Origin of the sequence: Brucella anthropi (genome assembly GCF_046630315.1) — a bacterium.
GTDB lineage: Bacteria > Pseudomonadota > Alphaproteobacteria > Rhizobiales > Rhizobiaceae > Brucella > Brucella anthropi_A.
This window is the reverse complement of sequence record NZ_LQBD01000004.1, coordinates 68907-87251: the sequence shown is the minus strand read 5'-3', so window position 1 is coordinate 87251 and position 18345 is coordinate 68907. Positions and strand designations below refer to the sequence as shown.

Genomic DNA, 18345 nt, shown 5'->3' with positions numbered 1-18345 from the left:
GCATCCTGTGAGAACGAACTTGACATCGGCCTGCGAATCCGTGGGATAAGCAAACCATGGTACAGGACCTAATCCGTTACGATATTCTCGCTCAGGAAGCCCTTCGCGGCGTCATTCGCAAGGTTCTTGCGGAAGTGGCCAAGGCTGGCTTGCCCGGTAACCATCATTTCTTCATCACGTTCCTGACGGGAGCGCCCGGTGTGCGCATTTCCTCGCGCCTGAAGGAGAAATATCCCGAGCAGATGACGATCGTTTTGCAGCATCAGTTCTGGGACATGCATGTGACGGACCAGCTGTTCGAGGTTGGCTTGTCCTTCGGCGACATCCCGGAAAAGCTGACTGTACCTTTTTCAGCCGTTCGGGGCTTCTACGATCCTTCGGTCAATTTCGAACTTGAGTTCGACGTGGCGGTCGCACAGCCGGAAAGCGATAATGACGAAGGCGGCAATGTAGCCCCCATCGAAATTCTCCCGACGGAAACGCCGGTCGAGAAGGCAGAAAAGCCCAAATCGAAGTCGCGCAAGACCGCGGCCGAAAAAGAAGAAGCCGCAGCCAAGGACAGCAAGCCCGATGAGGGTGCCGACAGGCAAGCCAAGCCTTCTGCCGATGTTGTTTCCCTGGATGCCTTCCGAAAGAAATAGCCTGACTGTTTTCGTGTTGGCCGGACAGTTCATCGTTGATTGCAATCAATGGTGAAAACCGGACAGGCGTTTTATACACTGTCCTGACGGCAACCAGATCGGGATCGAGTTCGATGATTCGTGTAATCGCTCAGGCAGTACTGTGGGTCAGCGGTCTCGTGGCTGCTTTCTTTGTGGCAAAAGACGAACCCAATTTTCCTCTTCTGCAAATGACGGTGGGACTGATACTTCTTGTTCTGGTGTCCCTGGCCGTCTGGTGGTTCACCAATCCCAGAGACCCACAGAAATAGCACCACCCTATTACGCGCTTGCGAGACAGAGCCGAAACGCGGTAATTTTTCAGGAATCCTCAACATTTCCGCGTGGTTTCATGAGCGATATCGTCAATTTCAGGCAGTTCAAAAAGCAGAAGGCCCGCGCCGAGAAAGAAAAGCAGGCCGATCAGAACCGCATTCATTTTGGTCGAACCAAGTCTGAAAAAGCCCTCGCCCGCACGGAAGCGACAAAAGCGGAACGTTTTCTGGATCAAAACCGTTTGCAGAAGAACGAACGGTCGGACGACGAAAAATGAACGCTTCCGGCCGGTTACGCAAACATTCCGTCAGCATTCGCGGCCATGCGACCAGCTACACGCTTGAAGACCCATTCTTTGAACTGATTGAAGAAATCGCAGCCATTCGGCAAGTTTCCGTTGCCGGCCTGATTGCCGAAATCGACAGCAAGCGTGACAGATCGATCAACCTGTCCTCGGCACTCCGGCTTCATGTCCTCGACTGGCTCAAATCCAGGATGGCTCAAGGCTGAGGCGCTGGTGCGGCGGGTGCCGGCTCCAGACTTTTCAGAAATTCGTTGAGCGATTGCCCGCCCTCCGGCGATGCCAGAGGAGCATTCGTCCCGCCTCCCGGCTTTTCCGCCTCAAGGCGCCGCGCTTCCTCGGCGGTCTTACGGGCCATTTCACGGGCACTGGCTTCCGCACGCCGCCTCGTTTCTTCCTCGCGCTGCGAACGATCACGTTCCGCTTCATCCGCTTCAAAAAGCCCGAGTTGTCGACGAAGGCGCTGCTTTTCCATGAGGCTTGCCTGCATCGATTCGACACGCTCCTGCTCGCGCTCGAGCGCGCGCTGGGTCAGGAACTGAACCAGCGGCTGCCGATCGAATGTCACCGCGGGCGCGTCGTAGCTGCCGCCAAGCGAAAAGGCGACCTGCGGAGAGATGCCCGTATCGGCGCCATCGCCGTTCTGGAACGTCAAGGTACCATTGCCGCCAAGCCCCAGTGTCGACAGATCCAATTGCAGATCACCGAGAAGGGCTGCATTTCCGTCAGTCAGATTGACGGCCGCCATACGCGCCACACCGCCGCTGATCGTGAAGTCGAACCGCGCATTGCCCGGCGCGAACAAGCCCTGCCCGGTTGCCTTGTCGGCAATGCCGACAAATTGCCTGGAAGCCAGCTTGTCGGAAGCGGAGGACTGATCCCCCATTGCATCAGCCGCCGCAATCATGGCAGGCAACGCCGTCCCATCCAGACCGCTGACGGTAAAATTCTCCACATCAAAACTTGCCGTTCCCGCAAGCGATCCGACCAGCGCCGCAACGCTCTCGCCGCTGCCATTCAGATTGATGGCGGCCTTCACCACACCACCGAGCGGCGCAGAACCACTCTCCAGCCGGTAAAAATCCTTGAGGTCCGCTCCGCTCCACTTCAATTCTGTCGAGAGAAGCGCGTTCTTGTCGCTGTTGCTCAACGACACATTGCCGACAAGATATCCACCGGCCCAATTGCCGGTCAGTTCATTCAACTGAAGGCCATCCATGGTTTTCTGGAGCCGCGTGGAAAACGCCGTGGCGGTCCCGAAACCGTCCATATGAGCCTGCGCAACATTGAGCTTCACATCCAGCAGCAGCGGCAGGGACGACCGAACCGCGAATGCACCGCGCGGCCAGATCGTCTTTGCGGTGGGCTTTGCCGGCTCGAATGCATCCTGCCCGAGCATGATCGCGGCGAGACTGTCGACCTCCAGCGTGGCAAGCTTTGCCTCACCCTTCAGCTGCGGCAGACCGCTATCGGCAAAATTGGCCTCCAGCCGCGCAGAAACATCTTCTCCATCCAGTTTCCCCGCCAGATTGGGAAACCGCAGGATACCCTTTGCAAACTGAAAGTCACTTGCAAGGTCTGCTGAAAGCCCTTCACCGAATCCGGGCAGCGCAAAACCTGCCGTTGCGATGAACGGTTGCAGATCGGCGGATTTCAATTGGGCCTTGCCGCTGGCGGCGATATCCCCGCCGACCAGCGAAATCACACCATCGGCCATCGCCGACGCATCCGGCGCCGTGAGCTTGAGCAAAGTCCGCATGCCTGCGCTCGGCGCACCCTGCATGCTCAGATCGGCGGTCAACTCGCCGGCAAGTCCCAGGGGCAAGGTGGGCAAGCCGATCAATGCGAGCACGGCTTCACCCTGTTTCGATGTTGCCGTGCCGTTCAATTGCATCTGCAACGGCTCGCTCTCGCCCTCTCCGCCGCTCGCCGTGCCTGACAGATCAAGCTTCATCCCACCGGCTTTTCCGGTAACGCTGAATGAAAATTCCCCGACACCGGCGGCACCCTTGCTGTTCGCCTCGACAGGCCGCGCACTTTTGCCCTTGGAGGCAGCGCTCTTCGCCGGTGCATTGCCGTCCTGTGGCGCGGAAGGCGCCACCGCATTGGCGATGACGTTGATTTCGCTATCCTCGAAAAGCCCCGGAAAATTTGCCGCCCGCAAGGAAAGCGCATGAAAGAGCGGCAACTGCGGATAGCGATTGGCCATCAGCGAAAGGAAGCGCGAAAGGTCGCCGGACAGGATTGTCGCGTCGAGCGAGCCGGATGGCGTATTGGCAAAGGGCTCATATGTTCCGGTTGCCGTCAACGTGGCGCCCGCTACGTCGCCAACCAGAAGCCGGTCGAAATCAAAGCGGCCATCATGCAGCCGGAGCGCCATGTCGACATTGGCAGCTTCCATATCCTGATAGCGGACCGGCCCCGCCTTGAATGCCAGATTAAGCGCCTGTCCATCGAGAAATTCCAGCCCGTCGCCACTGGAGAAAAAGCCCGTAAACGCCTGCAAGGCTTCGCTTTCCACCGCGCCGCCATTGAGGGTAAGCGTGATTGCAGGCTGCGCCAGACCCTTGACCTCGCGAACAAACGAGCCCTTGAGCGCGGTCTGCCCCAATCCGATTTCGAGATTATCGATCCGTTGTACCCCGTCACGAAGGTCGACTTGCCCGGAGAACCCGGCACCGTCGAGCTTGCGCACGGAATCATCCACCGTCTCGTTAAGCCAGTTCGCAAGTCCCGAGGGCTGGCGCGAAGCCACCAGCATATCGCCCTTGAAACCGAAATTTGCTCCGACCGAGAGCGTTCCCTTGGCTTCCACCTTGGTCCGCCCCGGCAGATCGGCAGCAAATTGCCGGATATTCCAGTTATTCCCATCGGGCTCCGCGCTCACCGTAACGGAACGGATCGTCGTGCCGCCCGCAATCACCGCAGGCAGGCGCAAATCCACATTGCCGGGTATGGTTGGGATAGGCAGTTGCTCAAGCACGCGGCGCGCTATCGCAATGCGGTCGGCAACCGGCATGGCGGAACCGGATTGTTCTTCGCCGACAGCCTCGTTCGCCCCCCAGAAAAGCTGCTGCCCATCGGCGCTGATCTCAAACCGCGGCTTGTCTCCATAATCGATGAATGCCTTGCCATTCACGACATAGGGATTGTCGGCCGGGCCCTGCTCCATGCGGAACTCACTGGCATCGAAGCGATTACGGTCTGCCTTGAATTTACCGGTTACGCGCACACCGCTGAAAAAGGGCGTTTCCGTCGGCGCCTTCTGATCCTTAGCCATCTTGGCGAGCATATCGGAAGACCGAAGCGAAAAGTCACCGGCATAGTCGAGCCGCCCCTCGGTCACGGTCACATCGCCATCGGTCTCGAATGCAGCCGGGATTGCCTCCGGCGAAATGCGCGCACGCACGCGCAACGATCCATCCGGCTTCGCCTCGCCGCTTGCAAGGTCGATTGCCAGTTTTTCACCCTGTAGCACCAGCGTTCCATTAGCCTGCCACGGGCCTGCAAGGCTGTTTGCGGAGATCACCGCATTGAGTTCGCTTGCGGTATGGCTGCGGCCACTCGCCTCTTCGCGGAGGATGATCGTTCCGTCCTTGACGGAAAGCCGCTCCAGCCTGATCTTCGTCGGATCGAGCGGCGTCGACGGGCGAATTGCCCAATCCACCTTGCCATCCCTGTCGAGCGATATCGTCGCGCGTGGGCGGTCGACACGCATGTCGAAGATCAGAAGCTGGCCGCGCAGGAACGGCATCAGCTCCGCATCCATCGAAAACGTATCGACGGTCATCACCGGATGGGCAGCATCCGCCCCCACGCGAATATCGGAAAAGGCAACGGAGGGAAACGGCAAAAGCCGCGCGGAAACATCGCCCGCAACCCTCACCGGACGTCCCAGAACACGGCTTGCTTCCCGTTCGAAATCGGCGCGATAGCCACTCCAGTCAACAAAAGGCGGCACGACGAGTGCTGCCGTCAACAGCAGCACGAGAAGCCCGCCGACGATGACGAATATGCGGCCCAAGAACCAGCTCCGGTCAAACAACAGATTGCAGGTGAGCGCGAAACAAAGGGTGAATCACGCAGTCTTTATTCGCGCAACATAACGGCATCGATCCGGCGACAACAAGGCAAATTGCATCCCCGCCGCATCAATATGCGCGTCCATCTGAATCGGATTCTCGGCAAACGCATCCAAGCGGCTGATTTGAATCATCAAATCAGTATTTTGCCGGGGTTCATGATGTTGTCCGGATCAAGCGCTTGCTTGATGGCGCGCATATAGTCCGTCGCCCCGCCAAGCTCCATGGCCAGATATTTCATCTTGCCCTGCCCGATGCCGTGTTCGCCGGTGCAGGTGCCTTCCATGGCGATGGCGCGTCTGGCAAGCCGATCCATGAAGGCTTCCGCCCGCTCCATTTCCGACGCATCGTCGGTATCGAGCAGCAGGAGAAGATGGAAATTGCCGTCGCCGACATGCCCGACAATCGGCGCGATAAGACCAGTTTCGGCAAGGTCTTTTTCCGTCTCGCCAATGCAGTCGGCAAGGCGCGAGATCGGCACGCAGACATCGGTGGAAACGCCCTTGCAGCCCGGACGCAGTAGAAACGAGGCAAGATAGGCGTCGTGCCGCGCCCGCCACAGCCGGTCGCGTTCTTCGGCATCGTGCGTCCACTGGAATTCGCCGCCGCCATTGCCTGCCGCGATTTCACCGAACAGTTCCGCCTGCTCGGCCACACCGCTTTCCGTGCCGTGGAACTCCACGAACAGATAGGGCTGCGCTTCGTAAGGCAGCTTGGAATGCATGATGAGCGCCTGCATCTGCAAAGTGTTGACGAGTTCGATACGCGCCACCGGAATGCCCATCTGGATTGTTTCGATCACCGTGCGGCAGGCCGAATCCACATCCGGGAACGGGCAAATGCCGCCGGAAATCGCCTGCGGAATGCCCTGCAATTTCAGCGTCAATTCGGTGATGATGCCAAGCGTTCCTTCCGCGCCCACAAGCAGCCTTGTGAGATCGTAGCCCGCGGCCGTCTTTTTCACCCGCTTGGAAGTCTCGATCAACCGGCCATCGGGCATGACGGCCTTCAGCGCCAGAACATTTTCGCGCATCGTGCCATAGCGCACCGCATTTGTGCCGGAGGCGCGCGTGGAAGCCATTCCGCCAAGTGTTGCGTTTGCGCCCGGATCGATCGGGAAGAACAGGCCCGTATCGCGCAGATATTCGTTCAACGCACGCCGCGTAACGCCCGGCTCCACGACGCAATCCAGATCTTCCGCGTGAACGGCGATCACCCGGTTCATCCCCGTCATGTCAAGCGACACACCGCCCGCTGGCGCATTCACCTGCCCTTCAAGCGAGGACCCCGCCCCAAAGGCAATCACCGGCACGCGATGCTCGGCGCAGATGCGCACCACATCCTGCACATCCTGCGTATTTTCAGCAAAGATGACGATGTCCGGCGCCTGCGTCGGCACATAGGTGGTGGTGTGGCCGTGCTGCTCGCGAATGGCCTGCCCCGTCTGGGCACGTTCGCCGAAACGCTGTTTCAGGATGCCGACCGCTGCCGCAATACCGTCTTCATTGCGGGCGAGCGCGACCACATTTTCCAGTGACATGGTTCATTCTCCGAAATTCATATTCAAACGGCAGGCAATGCCAGCGCAACCGGGTCCTGCCCCAGATGTCCGGCAATGGCACGTACGACCAGATTGTGATCCTCGCGCTGCGGCAGGCCGGAAACGATTGCAGCGCCGATGACGCCCGCGCCCGAAACGCGGATGGGAAATCCCCCGCCCGCCAGTGCATATTCATCCACATCAAGCGCCTTGTGCGGCGCGAACATGCGGTCCTCGCGGTTCTGTTCCAGCACCAGCCGGTAGGTTGCGGCGTGGAAGCGGCGCACGACATTGAATTTTCGCCGCAGCCATTCCGTGTTGTCGGCGGTCGCGCCCGCGGTCGCGGCAAAGAACAAACGGCGGTCCCACAGCGCGATGTCGATAGCGATGCCGAGCTTGTCCTTCACCGCGATATCACGAATGCGCTGTCCCAGCGAAAAAGCGTCGTTCTCGTCGAAAGACGGGAAAATAAGCGCCTGTTCCTGCCGGATTATCTGCCCGATCGCCTGTTTGCTGTCGTCGCTCTGCGCCACTCTTCGTCTCCCGCAATTATGGCCGTGGTCATTCTTTTGCGCTTTCGATCACGCGATTGCAATAAGGGTTATGCGCCATCAAACTTGATTGATCGGACGCAAGCGGCTAGTGGAGCCTTATGGTTCAGAACCCCAATATAGATGTGCCTCTGAAAGGCGATCAAATACCGGACTTCGTCGAGACCGCCGTGTTCAAGCGCGACGTGTTCTCCGAAACCCATGCCGGCTATTTCGCAGGCGATCCGGAAACCCGCATCATCCGCCGCGTGGTCAGCGCCGCGCCATGGTGGTCGAAGCCGCTGGCGTGGATTCTGGCGCGCCGCGAAATCCGCGGCCTGAAGACCGTGCGCGGCATTGAAGGTGTTCCGCAACTGCTTGCCACCGACAAGGACGGGCTTTACCGTTCGTGGACGGAAGGGACGCCGCTGCACCTGGCACGGCCCTCCGATCCGAAATGGTATCGCACCGCGCATCGCATCCTGCGCGACATGCGCCGCCTCGGCGTGACGCATAACGACCTTGCCAAGCCGCAAAACTGGCTGATGACGCCCGACGGCGAAGCTGCCGTCATCGATTTCCAGCTTGCAAGCGTTCATCGCCGTCGCGGCGCGCTCTATCGCCTGATGGCCTATGAGGATTTCCGCCATCTCATCAAGCAGAAGCGCGCCTTCGCAAAAGACCTGATGACGCCGACGGAAAAGCGCATTCTGGCGCGCCGGTCGCTGCCGTCGCGCATCTGGCTGGCGACGGGCAAGAAAGTCTACAACTTCATCACGCGCGGCATTTTCAGCTGGTCGGACGGTGAAGGCACCGGCGACAGGATCGACAATGAAGGCCCGGCAATTCAGGCCGCACTCAAATCCGATCCGCGCGTGAGCGATGTTGCACTTGCGCTCTATTCCCTGCCCGCCAAGGGCGTTGGCATCTATGCTTTCGTGGAAACGCTGAACGCCGACGAAAAGAGCCTGCGTGCAAGGCTCAAAGGACAGAAGGTTGAACTGATCCAGCCGGTCGCCCATCTGCCGCGCCGTGCCGATGGCACGGTCCGCGACGACATTCTGCGGCTGATCGCCATGAACCAGATGACGGAGCTGGACGATCTCCTGCAACGCGAACCGGAGATGCGCGGGCTTGTCGAGGCTCTGGCGGCACACCGGCTGAACTTCACCGACCGGCGCGTTACTCAATTGGAGTAGCCGAATATTTTAACCCTTTCGCTGGTCTTTCAGCCACGAATCATTACATTCGGGTCAGATGTCCGATTTTCCCGACGATATGCCGTTTTTCGGCGATGACGACGCTCCGGCTGGCCGCGCGCCTGCTCCCGGCAGCATTGCCGCACGCGCCATGGCCGCACGCAACCAGCAGCGTGGCGAGCCCGATTACCTCAAGGGCCTGAACCCCGAGCAAAAACAGGCGGTGCTCACCACCGAGGGCCCGGTGCTGGTGCTTGCAGGTGCGGGCACGGGCAAGACACGTGTGCTCACCACGCGCATTGCCCATATTCTTTCGACCGGCCTTGCCTATCCGAGCCAGATTCTGGCCGTGACCTTCACCAACAAGGCCGCGCGCGAAATGAAGGAGCGTATCGGCCATCTGGTCGGCGGCGCCGTGGAAGGCATGCCGTGGCTCGGCACGTTCCATTCCATCGGCGTCAAGCTTTTGCGACGACATGCGGAACTTGCAAATCTGACTTCGGATTTCACGATCCTCGATACCGACGATGTGATCCGGCTCATCAAGCAGCTCATCCAGGCCGAAGGGCTGGATGACAAGCGCTGGCCGGCCCGCACCTTCGCCAACATGATCGACGCCTGGAAGAACAAGGGATTCGGCCCCGCCGATATTCCCGAAGGCGACGCGCGTTCGTTCGGCAACGGGCGCGGCCGCGAACTTTATCAGGCCTATCAGGAGCGTCTGCGCACATTGAACGCCTGTGATTTCGGCGATCTTCTGCTGCACCCGATCCGCATCTTCCGCAACCACCCTGATATCCTGCGCGAATATCACGCGAAGTTCCGCTATATTCTGGTGGACGAATATCAGGACACCAACACAGCGCAATATCTCTGGCTGCGCCTGCTGGCGCAAAGACCGCGACCCAGAAATACCGCACCTGACACCACACAAGGCGGAAATGTGCCCATACAGCCCGCTAGGGCGTCCGAAGGCCCCCGCGGAGCCGGTGAGCGCAGCGAACTCGGCGTGAGCGAAAACAAAGTGAACTTGTGTTGCGTCGGCGATGACGACCAGTCGATTTACGGATGGCGCGGGGCGGAAGTGGATAATATCCTGCGCTTCGAGAAGGATTTTCCGGGCGCGGTCGTTATCAAGCTTGAGCGCAACTATCGCTCCACGGCGCATATTCTGGGCACTGCCGCGCATCTGATCGCGCATAATGAAGGCCGCCTGGGCAAGACGCTTTTCACCGAGGCGCCCAATCCCGACGATCCACGGGTCAAAGTCCATGCGGCGTGGGATTCCGAAGAGGAAGCGCGCGCCGTGGGTGAAGCCATCGAGCAGGCCCAGCGACAGGGGCACCTCCTCAACAATATGGCGATCCTTGTCCGCGCTTCCTTCCAGATGCGTGAGTTTGAAGACCGTTTCGTCACGCTCGGCCTCAATTACCGCGTCATCGGCGGCCCGCGCTTCTACGAGCGCCTCGAAATTCGCGACGCCATGGCATATCTGCGCGTGGTGGCGCAACCAGCCGACGATCTGGCGCTGGAACGTATCATCAACACACCGAAGCGCGGTCTTGGCGAGGCCGCGATCCGCCAGATCCATGATTATGCTCGCGCGCGCGACATCTCCATGTTTGCCGCGGCCTGCGACCTCATAGAAACCGAGGAACTGAAGCCGAAGCCCCGTTCGGCGCTGCGCGAGGTGGTGGAGAATTTCCTGCGCTGGCAGTCCCTGATCGACAACACGCCGCATACGGAACTGGCCGAAACGATTCTGGACGAATCCGGCTACACCGCCATGTGGCAGAACGACAAATCGGCGGAAGCGCCGGGCCGGCTTGAAAATCTCAAGGAACTGATCCGTTCCATGGAGGAATATGAAAGTCTGCGTGGTTTCCTTGAACACGTCGCCCTTGTCATGGATGCCGAGCAGAACGAGGATCTGGATGCCGTCAACATCATGACGCTGCATTCGGCCAAAGGTCTGGAGTTTGAAACCGTCTTCCTTCCCGGTTGGGAGGAAGGGCTGTTTCCGCACCAGCGCGCGCTTGACGAAGGCGGACGTTCGGGGCTGGAGGAAGAGCGCCGCCTTGCCTATGTCGGCGTGACCCGCGCGAAGAAAAACCTGCATATCTGGTTCGTTTCCAACCGGCGCATTCACGGCATGTGGCAATCGACCATCCCGTCGCGCTTTCTGGAGGAACTGCCGGAAGCGCATGTGGAGGTGGCAGAACTGGAAGGCAATTACGGCGGTTACGGCGGCGGCTATGGACAGTCCCGTTTCGACAAGGCCGACCCGTTCCAGAACTCCTATTCGACGCCGGGCTGGCAACGTGCACAGCAGAACCGCTCCGATGCCACCCGCAACAATTGGGGCTCGCGCTCCGGCAGCCGCGTGGAGCGTATCGGCTATGGTGAGACGGACTCCGGTTTCGGCGCGGGGCGCGGCTCGGTAAAAGGCCGCACGATAGACGGCGAACTGGTGGCGAAATCCGTGGCCGACAAGCCATCGGCCTTCAAGCCTGGCGACCGTGTGTTCCATATCAAGTTCGGAAACGGCACGATCTCGCTTATCGACGGCAACAAGCTGACCATCGATTTCGACAAGGCCGGACAGAAGCGCGTTCTCGATAGCTTCGTCCAGCCGATCTGAGCTCACATCTCCAATGAAGGGTCACAGCAGCCGGATTATTCCGGCTTGCCCTTCGTCCACGTGACATCGCCCTTGTAAAGCGGAACGGTCGAAAGCGACGTCTTGGCCGAACCATCCTGAACCTGCGTCGCATGGGCGAGATAAAGCAGCGTATTGTTTGTCTTGTCGTAAATGCGCGTGATGACAAGCTTCTTCCAGATCAGGCTGGTCCGCTCGGAGAAAACCCGCTCCCCGCCCTTGCCGAGTTTGATGTCTCCGATGGTGATCGGCCCGGTCTGCTCGCATGAAATGGAAGCGTTGGACGGGTCTTCGAACCAGTTGCCCTTTTGCAGGCGGTCGATCATGCCGCGCGAAAACGACGCCAGATGACAGGTCACGCCCTGCACCTTCGGGTCCTGCACCGCATCGATGACAATATCGTTGCCCAGCCAGTCAACCCCGACCTTGCCGACCTCTTCGGCCGGGGCCGCCGAAGCAGCGACGACCAGCATGGGAGCGAGCAAAATTCCGGCGAAATGCTTCAGTCCGACCATATCTTCCAGCCTCCAGAACTGTTGTGACGCGAAGGTGGGTGAACAATTGCGGCTTTGCAAGAGCCGGGCTTCAGCCGCTCCACTTTTCAAGAAAAGCGTCGATCTCAAGCGCCTGAATATCCGGCACCGCTTCATAAAGCTTTTCCACCGGCCAGTTCCACCATTCAAGTTCAAGCAGCCGATCGATGACGGCATCATCGAAGCGCTTGCGGATGAAACGGGCGGGAACGCCGCCGACGACATGATAAGGCAGCACATCCTTCGTCACGACAGCATTCGCGCCGATCACAGCGCCATGGCCGATCTGGACGCCCGGCGTGATGACCGCGCCGTGGCCGATCCAGACATCATTGCCGATGACGACCCGCCGCGCCTGTCGCCGTGCCCGAAAAGCGCCGTCAACGCCCAGATAACGAAAATATTCATTCGGTCGATAGCTGACCTTATGCGTGGTCAGCCGCTCCATCGGATGTTCGAGCGCATTGATGCGGACATTCGCGGCAATGGAACAGAATTTGCCGATCTCGGCATAGATCCCCTCGCCGTTCCGCTCGAAATAGGTGAAGTCGCCGACCGTGACCTCGCGAAGAATCACGCGCTCGCCAATATCGGCATACCGCCCCAGCTTGACGGATTTCAGCTGGGCCGTCGAATGAATGCGCGGTTCGCTGTTCTGGAAACGAAGATCATCCGACGACGTCATTGCAAATTCACCTCAAGCTTCCATGCAGCGCAATGACAGCCGGAAAACCGGACCTATGCCGCTGCCTGCGAACCATCCTCCCTGCCGGAAAGATAAGCCTTGATAACATTCGGCAGAACATCGTCAAACTTCGCAAGAAGGATTTGGTGAATTCGGGCACGGAACGCGGGATCGAAACGCTCAAATCCCTGCACGCAGCCAAAAGGTGCTGATGCGGCTTCGATTGCCTGCAATTCCTCCGCCCACCGCTTCTCCTGGACAAAATCCAGATAGGCCAACGGCCGCGCCGGGCGAACGGAACCTTTGTGCCGCAAGATTTCCAGATGATTGGCGAGGGCGACCGTATTGAACTGCTCGATATCGCGATAGCGGAAACTGACCTGCTTGTTCAGAACCTCCGGCTTCTCTGCGAAAAAGGCCGCAAGCGTGCTGCGCCGCAGCGGATGCGGGTGATGATGGATCGACATGAAGCGATCCTTCATGCCAGCGGCAACAGCGCCTTTCCATTGCGCCATGCGGAATTTCGGGAATGTGTATTCGTATCGCGATATCTTGCCGAGGAAATGACGCAGCCTGTACTTCCAGCGCGTATTTTCAGGCCGCACCCAGTCGCCGTGCAGGACAGGACGTCCGTTTTCATAAAGATCGGAAATTGTCAGCGGAGCATTCACGAAGAAATCATCGTTGGAATAAATGAAATGTTCCGACAATCCGGGAATTCGCCACATGGCGCCTTCGATGGCGCGGGCATTGAAGGATGGACGGGCCGCCGGCAGACCTTCAAAAATATCATCATGCGACACGATCCGGATGAAGGAAGAATCGCATTTGCCTTCATGCTTGAAGGCATCGAGAAAACGCGGCTTCTGATGATCGGTGATGATGAAAATGCGCTTAATGAACGGCGCGAACTTAATGACCGAAGCGATGTTGTAATAAATCTCGCCATTGTCGAGATAACGTTCGCTTGTTATGGCTTCAAAATGCGTGCGTGTGGAATCGGGAGCGAATTGTTTTCTGGCAGCCATATGCGCAGGGTCCCGCCCATCGACCCATGCGATGACGTAATCGATCTCCACTGTGCCCCCTCCCAATAAATTGCGATCTGATGACGGAAATATAACAATTCGATCTTTCTTGCAAAAAAAAAGAACGGCCCCGCTCTTCAACTTTGGTCTGGAGGATGTACTGCCCACCTTCCCGCCATCACGCGACAAATAGTCAAAAGTTTCAGAAATTATTGAAAATTGAGCAGATGGCAGTAGATTAAAGCCACGCTCTTCATGATGGCAGAATGCGGCTTTATCGCCCGTTCTGCATTGCATAAAGAAAAGATAGATTGTCGAGCAGCGCGTCAGGCGCGTTCGGAAATTCAAGGCTGACTGGACATGAAAAAATTCCTGCCCATCTTCATAATCGCCTTTATCGTCGTCATCGTCGGCGCTGCGGGGCTCAATCTTTTCCGCGACAAGCAGGCGGCGAAAGAACCTTTTGGCGGCCCGCTCAACCTTGTGACCATGGATGGAGCGCCCTTTACCGAGAAGGATTTGCGCGCTTCCCCGGCAGCCATCTTCTTCGGTTTCACGCATTGTCCGGATGTCTGCCCCACCACGCTCTATGAGCTGGACGGCTGGCTGAAGCAGCTTGGACCGGAAGGGAGCGACATCAAGGCCTATTTCGTCACCGTCGACCCGAAGCGTGACACACAGGAAGTCATGAAGACCTATGTTGGCAATGTGTCCGACCGCATCATCGGCATCACCGGCACGCCGCAGAATATTGCCGATATGGTCAAGTCCTACCACGTTTACGCCAAGAAAGTTCCGGGCGAAGACGGGGATTATACGATGGACCACACCGCATCCGTCTTTCTGCTCGACAAGGGCGGCCGCTTCCGCAGCACAATCGCCTATCAGGAAAACCCGGATACGGCGCTGGAAAAGTTGAAGAATCTGGCCAAAGCCGCTGCAAAGAGCTAAGGAGAAGCACGGACGCATTTCCAGCAGAGAGCTTTTTACTTCATGGCCCAGTCACGACTTTTCTTTTCGGCGGATAAAGCGCAAGCCGAGCGCATCTACACCATTCTCGAACAGGCTTTCGAGGATGACGGCTTTCCCATCGCTATCACCGAGATTGACGAAGACCGGCAGATTTTCGAGGTTTCGATCTATGTCGAGGACGATGCCGAAGGCGTCGCGAGCCGGATCGATACGCTGGTTGGGCCAGGTCTTTTCGCCGTCGAGGAATTGCCTGACATCGACTGGGTCACGCATTCGCTGGAAGGACTGAAGCCGGTCCGGGCCGGGCATTTCTTTGTCCACGGCTCGCACGACCGCGACAAGATCGAAGCGGGCGACATTCCCATCGAAATCGATGCGGGCCTTGCTTTCGGCACCGGTCATCACGGAACGACGGCGGGATGCCTCGAACTGATCGAGGAAACCCTCAACAACGAACATCCGACCAATGCGCTCGACCTTGGCACCGGCAGCGCCGTTCTCGCCATCGCCATTGCCAAGCTCGCTCCCATTCCGGTTCTGGCGACCGACATCGACCCCGTTGCCGTTACGGTCGCTGCCGAAAATGCCGCCAAGAACGGCGTGGCGGAACATATCGTCACGGCGACGGCAGAAGGTTTCGGCCATCCGATCTTCCGCTCCTATTCGCCATTCGACCTGATCGTCGCCAACATTCTGGCCAATCCGCTGATCGAGCTTGCCCCATCCCTCAAGGCGCATCTGGCCCCCGGCGGCTCCATCATTCTTTCCGGAATACTTGACAGCCAGCACGATGCGGTGCTCGCTGCCTATCAGGCACAGGGACTGACCCACCGGAAAACGCTGCATCGCGAAGGCTGGGTGGCGATCCACCTGAAATGACAGGCCGTATAAATCACGGCATTTTCCTGTTTTGAGCGAGTTACACAATGGCTTTTCAGAGTTTCGACGTCACCACAAATCCGGCCAATGGAGCCCCGCGCGTTGCAAAACTGCGTGAGAAGATGGCCGAACTCGGCCTTGATGGTTTTCTGGTCCCGCGCGCCGACGAGCATCAGGGCGAATATGTTCCGCCCCATGCGCAGCGTCTTGCCTGGCTGACCGGCTTCACCGGATCGGCAGGTGCGGCGCTCATCCTCTGGAACAGCGCCTATGTTTTCGTGGACGGACGCTATGAATTGCAGGTCCGCGCCCAGACCGACCCGAAAGTCTTTTCCTATGAAAGCCTTGTCGCAAACCCACCGGCGTCCTGGCTGGCGGAAAACGGCAAGGGTCTGAATATCGGCTTCGATCCATGGCTCCACACCATTTCGGAAGCGCGCAGCCTGCGCGAAGCACTGGAAGCGCAGGGCGGTCAGCTCATTCCGGTCGAAATCAACCTCGTCGATGCCGTATGGGACGATCAGCCGGAAGTGCCGACGGCGGAAGTCACGATCCAGCCCGCCCGTTTCGCAGGGCATGAAGCGGAAGACAAGATCAAGGAAATGCAGGCAGCCGTTGCCGCAAGCGGTGCCCGCGCGACCGTCCTGACCGACCCGTCATCGGTCGCTTGGGTGTTCAATATCCGCGGCAAGGATGTGTCCAACACACCGCTTCCGCTGAGCTTTGCCATTATTCCTGCAAAGGGTGAGCCGGAGCTTTTCATCGACGAACGCAAGCTCGCCATCGAACCGCGCGCTTATCTGACCCAGCTTGCCAGGCTCTCGGCGCCTGCCGATCTGGAAGGGCACCTCAGCACACGTGCGGTCAGCGGCGAGGCCATTCTTCTCGATCCCGTGCTTGCTGCCGAAAAACTTCGCCTTATTGTTACCAGCGCGGGCGGAAGCGTGATTGAAGGCAAGGACCCTGCCCGCATTCCGCGTGCGATCAAGAACAAGGCCGAGCTTGACGGCTCGCGTGCCGCCCATGAGCGCGACGGCGTGGCGATGGTCAATTTCCTGTCCTGGATCGACGCCCAGACGCCCGGCACGGTCGATGAAATCAGCGCGGCGCAGAAACTCGAAGAATCACGTGCCAATGCGGGCCGCGATTTCCAGATGCCGCTTGAGGATATTTCTTTCGACACGATTTCCGGCGCAGGCCCCAATGGCGCGATCATCCACTACCGCGTCAATACCGACACCAACAGAACGCTCGCAGACGGTGAACTCTATCTGGTCGATTCCGGCGCACAATATCGCGACGGCACGACGGACATCACCCGTACCGTGCCCATCGGCAAGGTCACGCCGGAGACGGTCAAGGCGTTCACGCTGGTGCTGAAAGGTGTGATCGCGATCACGACCGCCCGCTTCCCGAAAGGCACGCGCGGGCAGGATATCGACGTTCTGGCACGCATCGCGCTGTGGAAGCATGGTTTCGATTACGCGCATGGCACTGGCCATGGCGTCGGCTCTTACCTGTCGGTCCATGAAGGCCCGCAGAGCATTTCGAAAAAGGGTGCGCAGGAATTGCTGCCGGGCATGATCCTTTCCAATGAACCGGGCTATTACAGGCCGGGTTCTTTCGGCATCCGCATCGAAAACCTCATCATCGTCACCGAACCGGAAGTACCGGAAGGCGGCGATATTCCGATGATGGGGTTCGAGACGCTGACATTCTGCCCGATCGACCGGCGGCTGATCGACAAGTCGCTTTTCACTGATGAAGAAATCGACTGGCTGAACAACTATCATGCCAGCGTGCGCGAGAAGCTGTCAGGCCATCTCAAGGATGCCGAACGCCAATGGCTCAAAGCGGCAACCGCGCCGCTTTGATAATGCCTTCACACGGTGAAATGGCGTAGCGCGATCAAAAGCGCTACGCCTGCAAAGAACATGGTCATCATGCTGAGCCGCAGCGAAAGCACGATACAGACCGCGAGCACCAGCAGTTCCCGCCAGCCGTGATCCGAAGCAGGCGCGGCCACAATGGCCGTCAGAACGGCCGCCGGCACGGCATTGAGCGCCGCTTCCACCCGATAATGCACGCGGCTGAAACGTGACAGCACCAGATGCCCGCCAATACGGGTGAGATAGGTGCAAAGCGCGCCCGCGAGAATGATCCAGATCGTGGTGGACATTTACGCCTCCCCTTCGCGTGGCTTGGCGATAATTGCCGCAAGCGCAATGCCGCCCAGCGCCCCCAGCGAAACATGCCACGGAGAGCCCACGAATTTGTAGGCCGCGACGGCGGAAATCGCGCTGACGATGACAACCGGCAGCCAGTTCTGCCGATGGCGAAAACTCATCACCATGCCCAGAAAATAGATCGGCAGCAGGAAGTCGATGCCAAAGGCATAGGGATCAGTAATGAGATTGCCGAACAGCCCGCCGATCAGCGCTTCCAGAACCCATGTCAGATAAAACGTCAGCCCTAATGCCATATACCAGACGAAGGTGACTGGCTTTCCGGCTTCCGCCCGCTGTTCCACTTCCGCATACTGAATGTCCACCAGAACGAAAAAGGCCAGCGCCTTCTGCCATGGCTTGAAATGACGGATACGCCGCCCCGTGGTTGCGGAATAAAGCACATGCCGGAAATTGACGGCAAAGATCGACATGACGATCATCCATGGCGCGATGTTCTGGCCGAACAGATCAAGCCCCACCATCTGGCTGGCGCCCGCATAGATGACGGCACTCATGAACACCGCTTCGGCGAGCGACAATCCGTTATCGACGGCAAGTGCGCCAAACAGCAGGCCAAAGGGCGCCCCGGCAACCACAAGCGGAAGTCCGCGCCGGACACCGTCAAGAATATCGGCGCGCGCTGAAGCCCTGACGGGCCGAAAAGTCTGATCCACGAATATTCACTCCTCCGAACGAAGAGTAACTAGGAAATTCTGTTGCCTGTTGGAATACGGCTTCCCAAAAATCATACTATTAAATAGGGATGCCGCATTT

16 protein-coding genes are annotated in these 18345 nt (G+C 58.7%); 8 read left to right on the top strand and 8 right to left on the bottom strand.

All coding sequences use genetic code 11. The features are described 5' to 3' along the window. Positions 1 to 56 precede the first annotated feature (56 nt). From AVM02_RS02890 to AVM02_RS02880, 3 genes are all read left to right on the top strand, one after another. Positions 57 to 641 carry an SspB family protein gene (locus AVM02_RS02890; protein WP_411505522.1) on the top strand — a complete coding sequence of 195 codons (585 nt, stop codon included), beginning with the start codon at positions 57 to 59 and terminating at the stop codon, positions 639 to 641. Positions 642 to 1011: 370 nt separating this feature from the next. Then, positions 1012 to 1212 carry a DUF4169 family protein gene (locus tag AVM02_RS02885; protein WP_411505593.1) on the top strand — a complete coding sequence of 67 codons (201 nt, stop codon included), beginning with the start codon at positions 1012 to 1014 and terminating at the stop codon, positions 1210 to 1212. Then, entirely contained in the window at positions 1209 to 1445 is a 237-nt protein-coding gene (locus AVM02_RS02880; protein ID WP_411505521.1) for a ribbon-helix-helix domain-containing protein, read from the top strand. The genes AVM02_RS02885 and AVM02_RS02880 overlap by 4 nt, the downstream gene beginning before the upstream one ends. Here the strand turns inward: AVM02_RS02880 and AVM02_RS02875 are convergent. The 3 genes from AVM02_RS02875 to AVM02_RS02865 form a co-directional block, all read right to left on the bottom strand. Continuing rightward, on the bottom strand, positions 1436 to 5260 hold the full coding sequence (locus AVM02_RS02875; RefSeq protein ID WP_411505520.1) for an AsmA family protein: 3825 nt from the start codon (positions 5258 to 5260) through the stop codon (positions 1436 to 1438). The genes AVM02_RS02880 and AVM02_RS02875 overlap by 10 nt on opposite strands. A gap of 191 nt (positions 5261 to 5451) precedes the next feature. Further along, on the bottom strand, positions 5452 to 6858 hold the full coding sequence (locus tag AVM02_RS02870; protein ID WP_411505519.1) for an FAD-binding oxidoreductase: 1407 nt from the start codon (positions 6856 to 6858) through the stop codon (positions 5452 to 5454). 23 nt (positions 6859 to 6881) lie between these two features. Next, positions 6882 to 7391: a heme-degrading domain-containing protein gene (locus AVM02_RS02865; RefSeq protein WP_411505518.1), complete on the bottom strand. Its 510-nt coding sequence runs from the start codon at positions 7389 to 7391 to the stop codon at positions 6882 to 6884. A 119-nt stretch (positions 7392 to 7510) separates the two neighbouring features. Here AVM02_RS02865 and AVM02_RS02860 point away from each other — a divergent pair, with 119 nt between their 5' ends. Together AVM02_RS02860 and AVM02_RS02855 are read left to right on the top strand one after the other, a co-directional pair. Beyond that, on the top strand, positions 7511 to 8587 hold the full coding sequence (locus AVM02_RS02860; RefSeq protein ID WP_411505517.1) for a serine/threonine protein kinase: 1077 nt from the start codon (positions 7511 to 7513) through the stop codon (positions 8585 to 8587). 58 nt (positions 8588 to 8645) lie between these two features. After that, a complete protein-coding gene (locus AVM02_RS02855) occupies positions 8646 to 11228 on the top strand; it encodes an ATP-dependent helicase (RefSeq protein WP_411505516.1) in 2583 nt (860 codons plus the stop codon). 35 nt (positions 11229 to 11263) lie between these two features. On the opposite strand, the gene AVM02_RS02850 is transcribed toward AVM02_RS02855, so the two are convergent. The 3 genes from AVM02_RS02850 to AVM02_RS02840 all read right to left on the bottom strand — a co-directional run bounded on the left by AVM02_RS02850 (position 11264) and on the right by AVM02_RS02840 (position 13492). Continuing rightward, positions 11264 to 11761: a CreA family protein gene (locus AVM02_RS02850; protein ID WP_411505515.1), complete on the bottom strand. Its 498-nt coding sequence runs from the start codon at positions 11759 to 11761 to the stop codon at positions 11264 to 11266. Between the two features lie 70 nt (positions 11762 to 11831). Next, a complete protein-coding gene (locus AVM02_RS02845; RefSeq protein ID WP_411505514.1) occupies positions 11832 to 12464 on the bottom strand; it encodes a DapH/DapD/GlmU-related protein in 633 nt (210 codons plus the stop codon). Between the two features lie 53 nt (positions 12465 to 12517). After that, complete coding sequence (locus AVM02_RS02840) at positions 12518 to 13492, bottom strand: hypothetical protein (protein WP_411505592.1); 975 nt, start codon at positions 13490 to 13492, stop codon at positions 12518 to 12520. Between the two features lie 360 nt (positions 13493 to 13852). Between AVM02_RS02840 and AVM02_RS02835 the strand changes: the two genes are divergently transcribed. Genes AVM02_RS02835 through AVM02_RS02825 form a run of 3 tightly spaced genes read left to right on the top strand, consistent with a single transcriptional unit; the run spans position 13853 to position 17217 of the window. Next, positions 13853 to 14443 carry an SCO family protein gene (locus AVM02_RS02835; RefSeq protein ID WP_411505513.1) on the top strand — a complete coding sequence of 197 codons (591 nt, stop codon included), beginning with the start codon at positions 13853 to 13855 and terminating at the stop codon, positions 14441 to 14443. Positions 14444 to 14485: 42 nt separating this feature from the next. Further along, positions 14486 to 15343 (top strand): 50S ribosomal protein L11 methyltransferase, encoded by an 858-nt coding sequence (locus tag AVM02_RS02830; RefSeq protein WP_411505512.1) that lies wholly within the window; start codon positions 14486 to 14488, stop codon positions 15341 to 15343. 47 nt (positions 15344 to 15390) lie between these two features. Continuing rightward, a complete protein-coding gene (locus AVM02_RS02825; protein WP_411505511.1) occupies positions 15391 to 17217 on the top strand; it encodes an aminopeptidase P family protein in 1827 nt (608 codons plus the stop codon). Positions 17218 to 17225: 8 nt separating this feature from the next. Here AVM02_RS02825 and AVM02_RS02820 read toward each other — a convergent pair whose 3' ends face one another. Beyond that, positions 17226 to 17522, bottom strand: coding sequence for an AzlD family protein (locus AVM02_RS02820; RefSeq protein WP_010659742.1), 297 nt, complete (start codon positions 17520 to 17522; stop codon positions 17226 to 17228). Then, positions 17523 to 18245 carry an AzlC family ABC transporter permease gene (locus tag AVM02_RS02815; protein WP_411505510.1) on the bottom strand — a complete coding sequence of 241 codons (723 nt, stop codon included), beginning with the start codon at positions 18243 to 18245 and terminating at the stop codon, positions 17523 to 17525. Positions 18246 to 18345 lie beyond the last annotated feature (100 nt).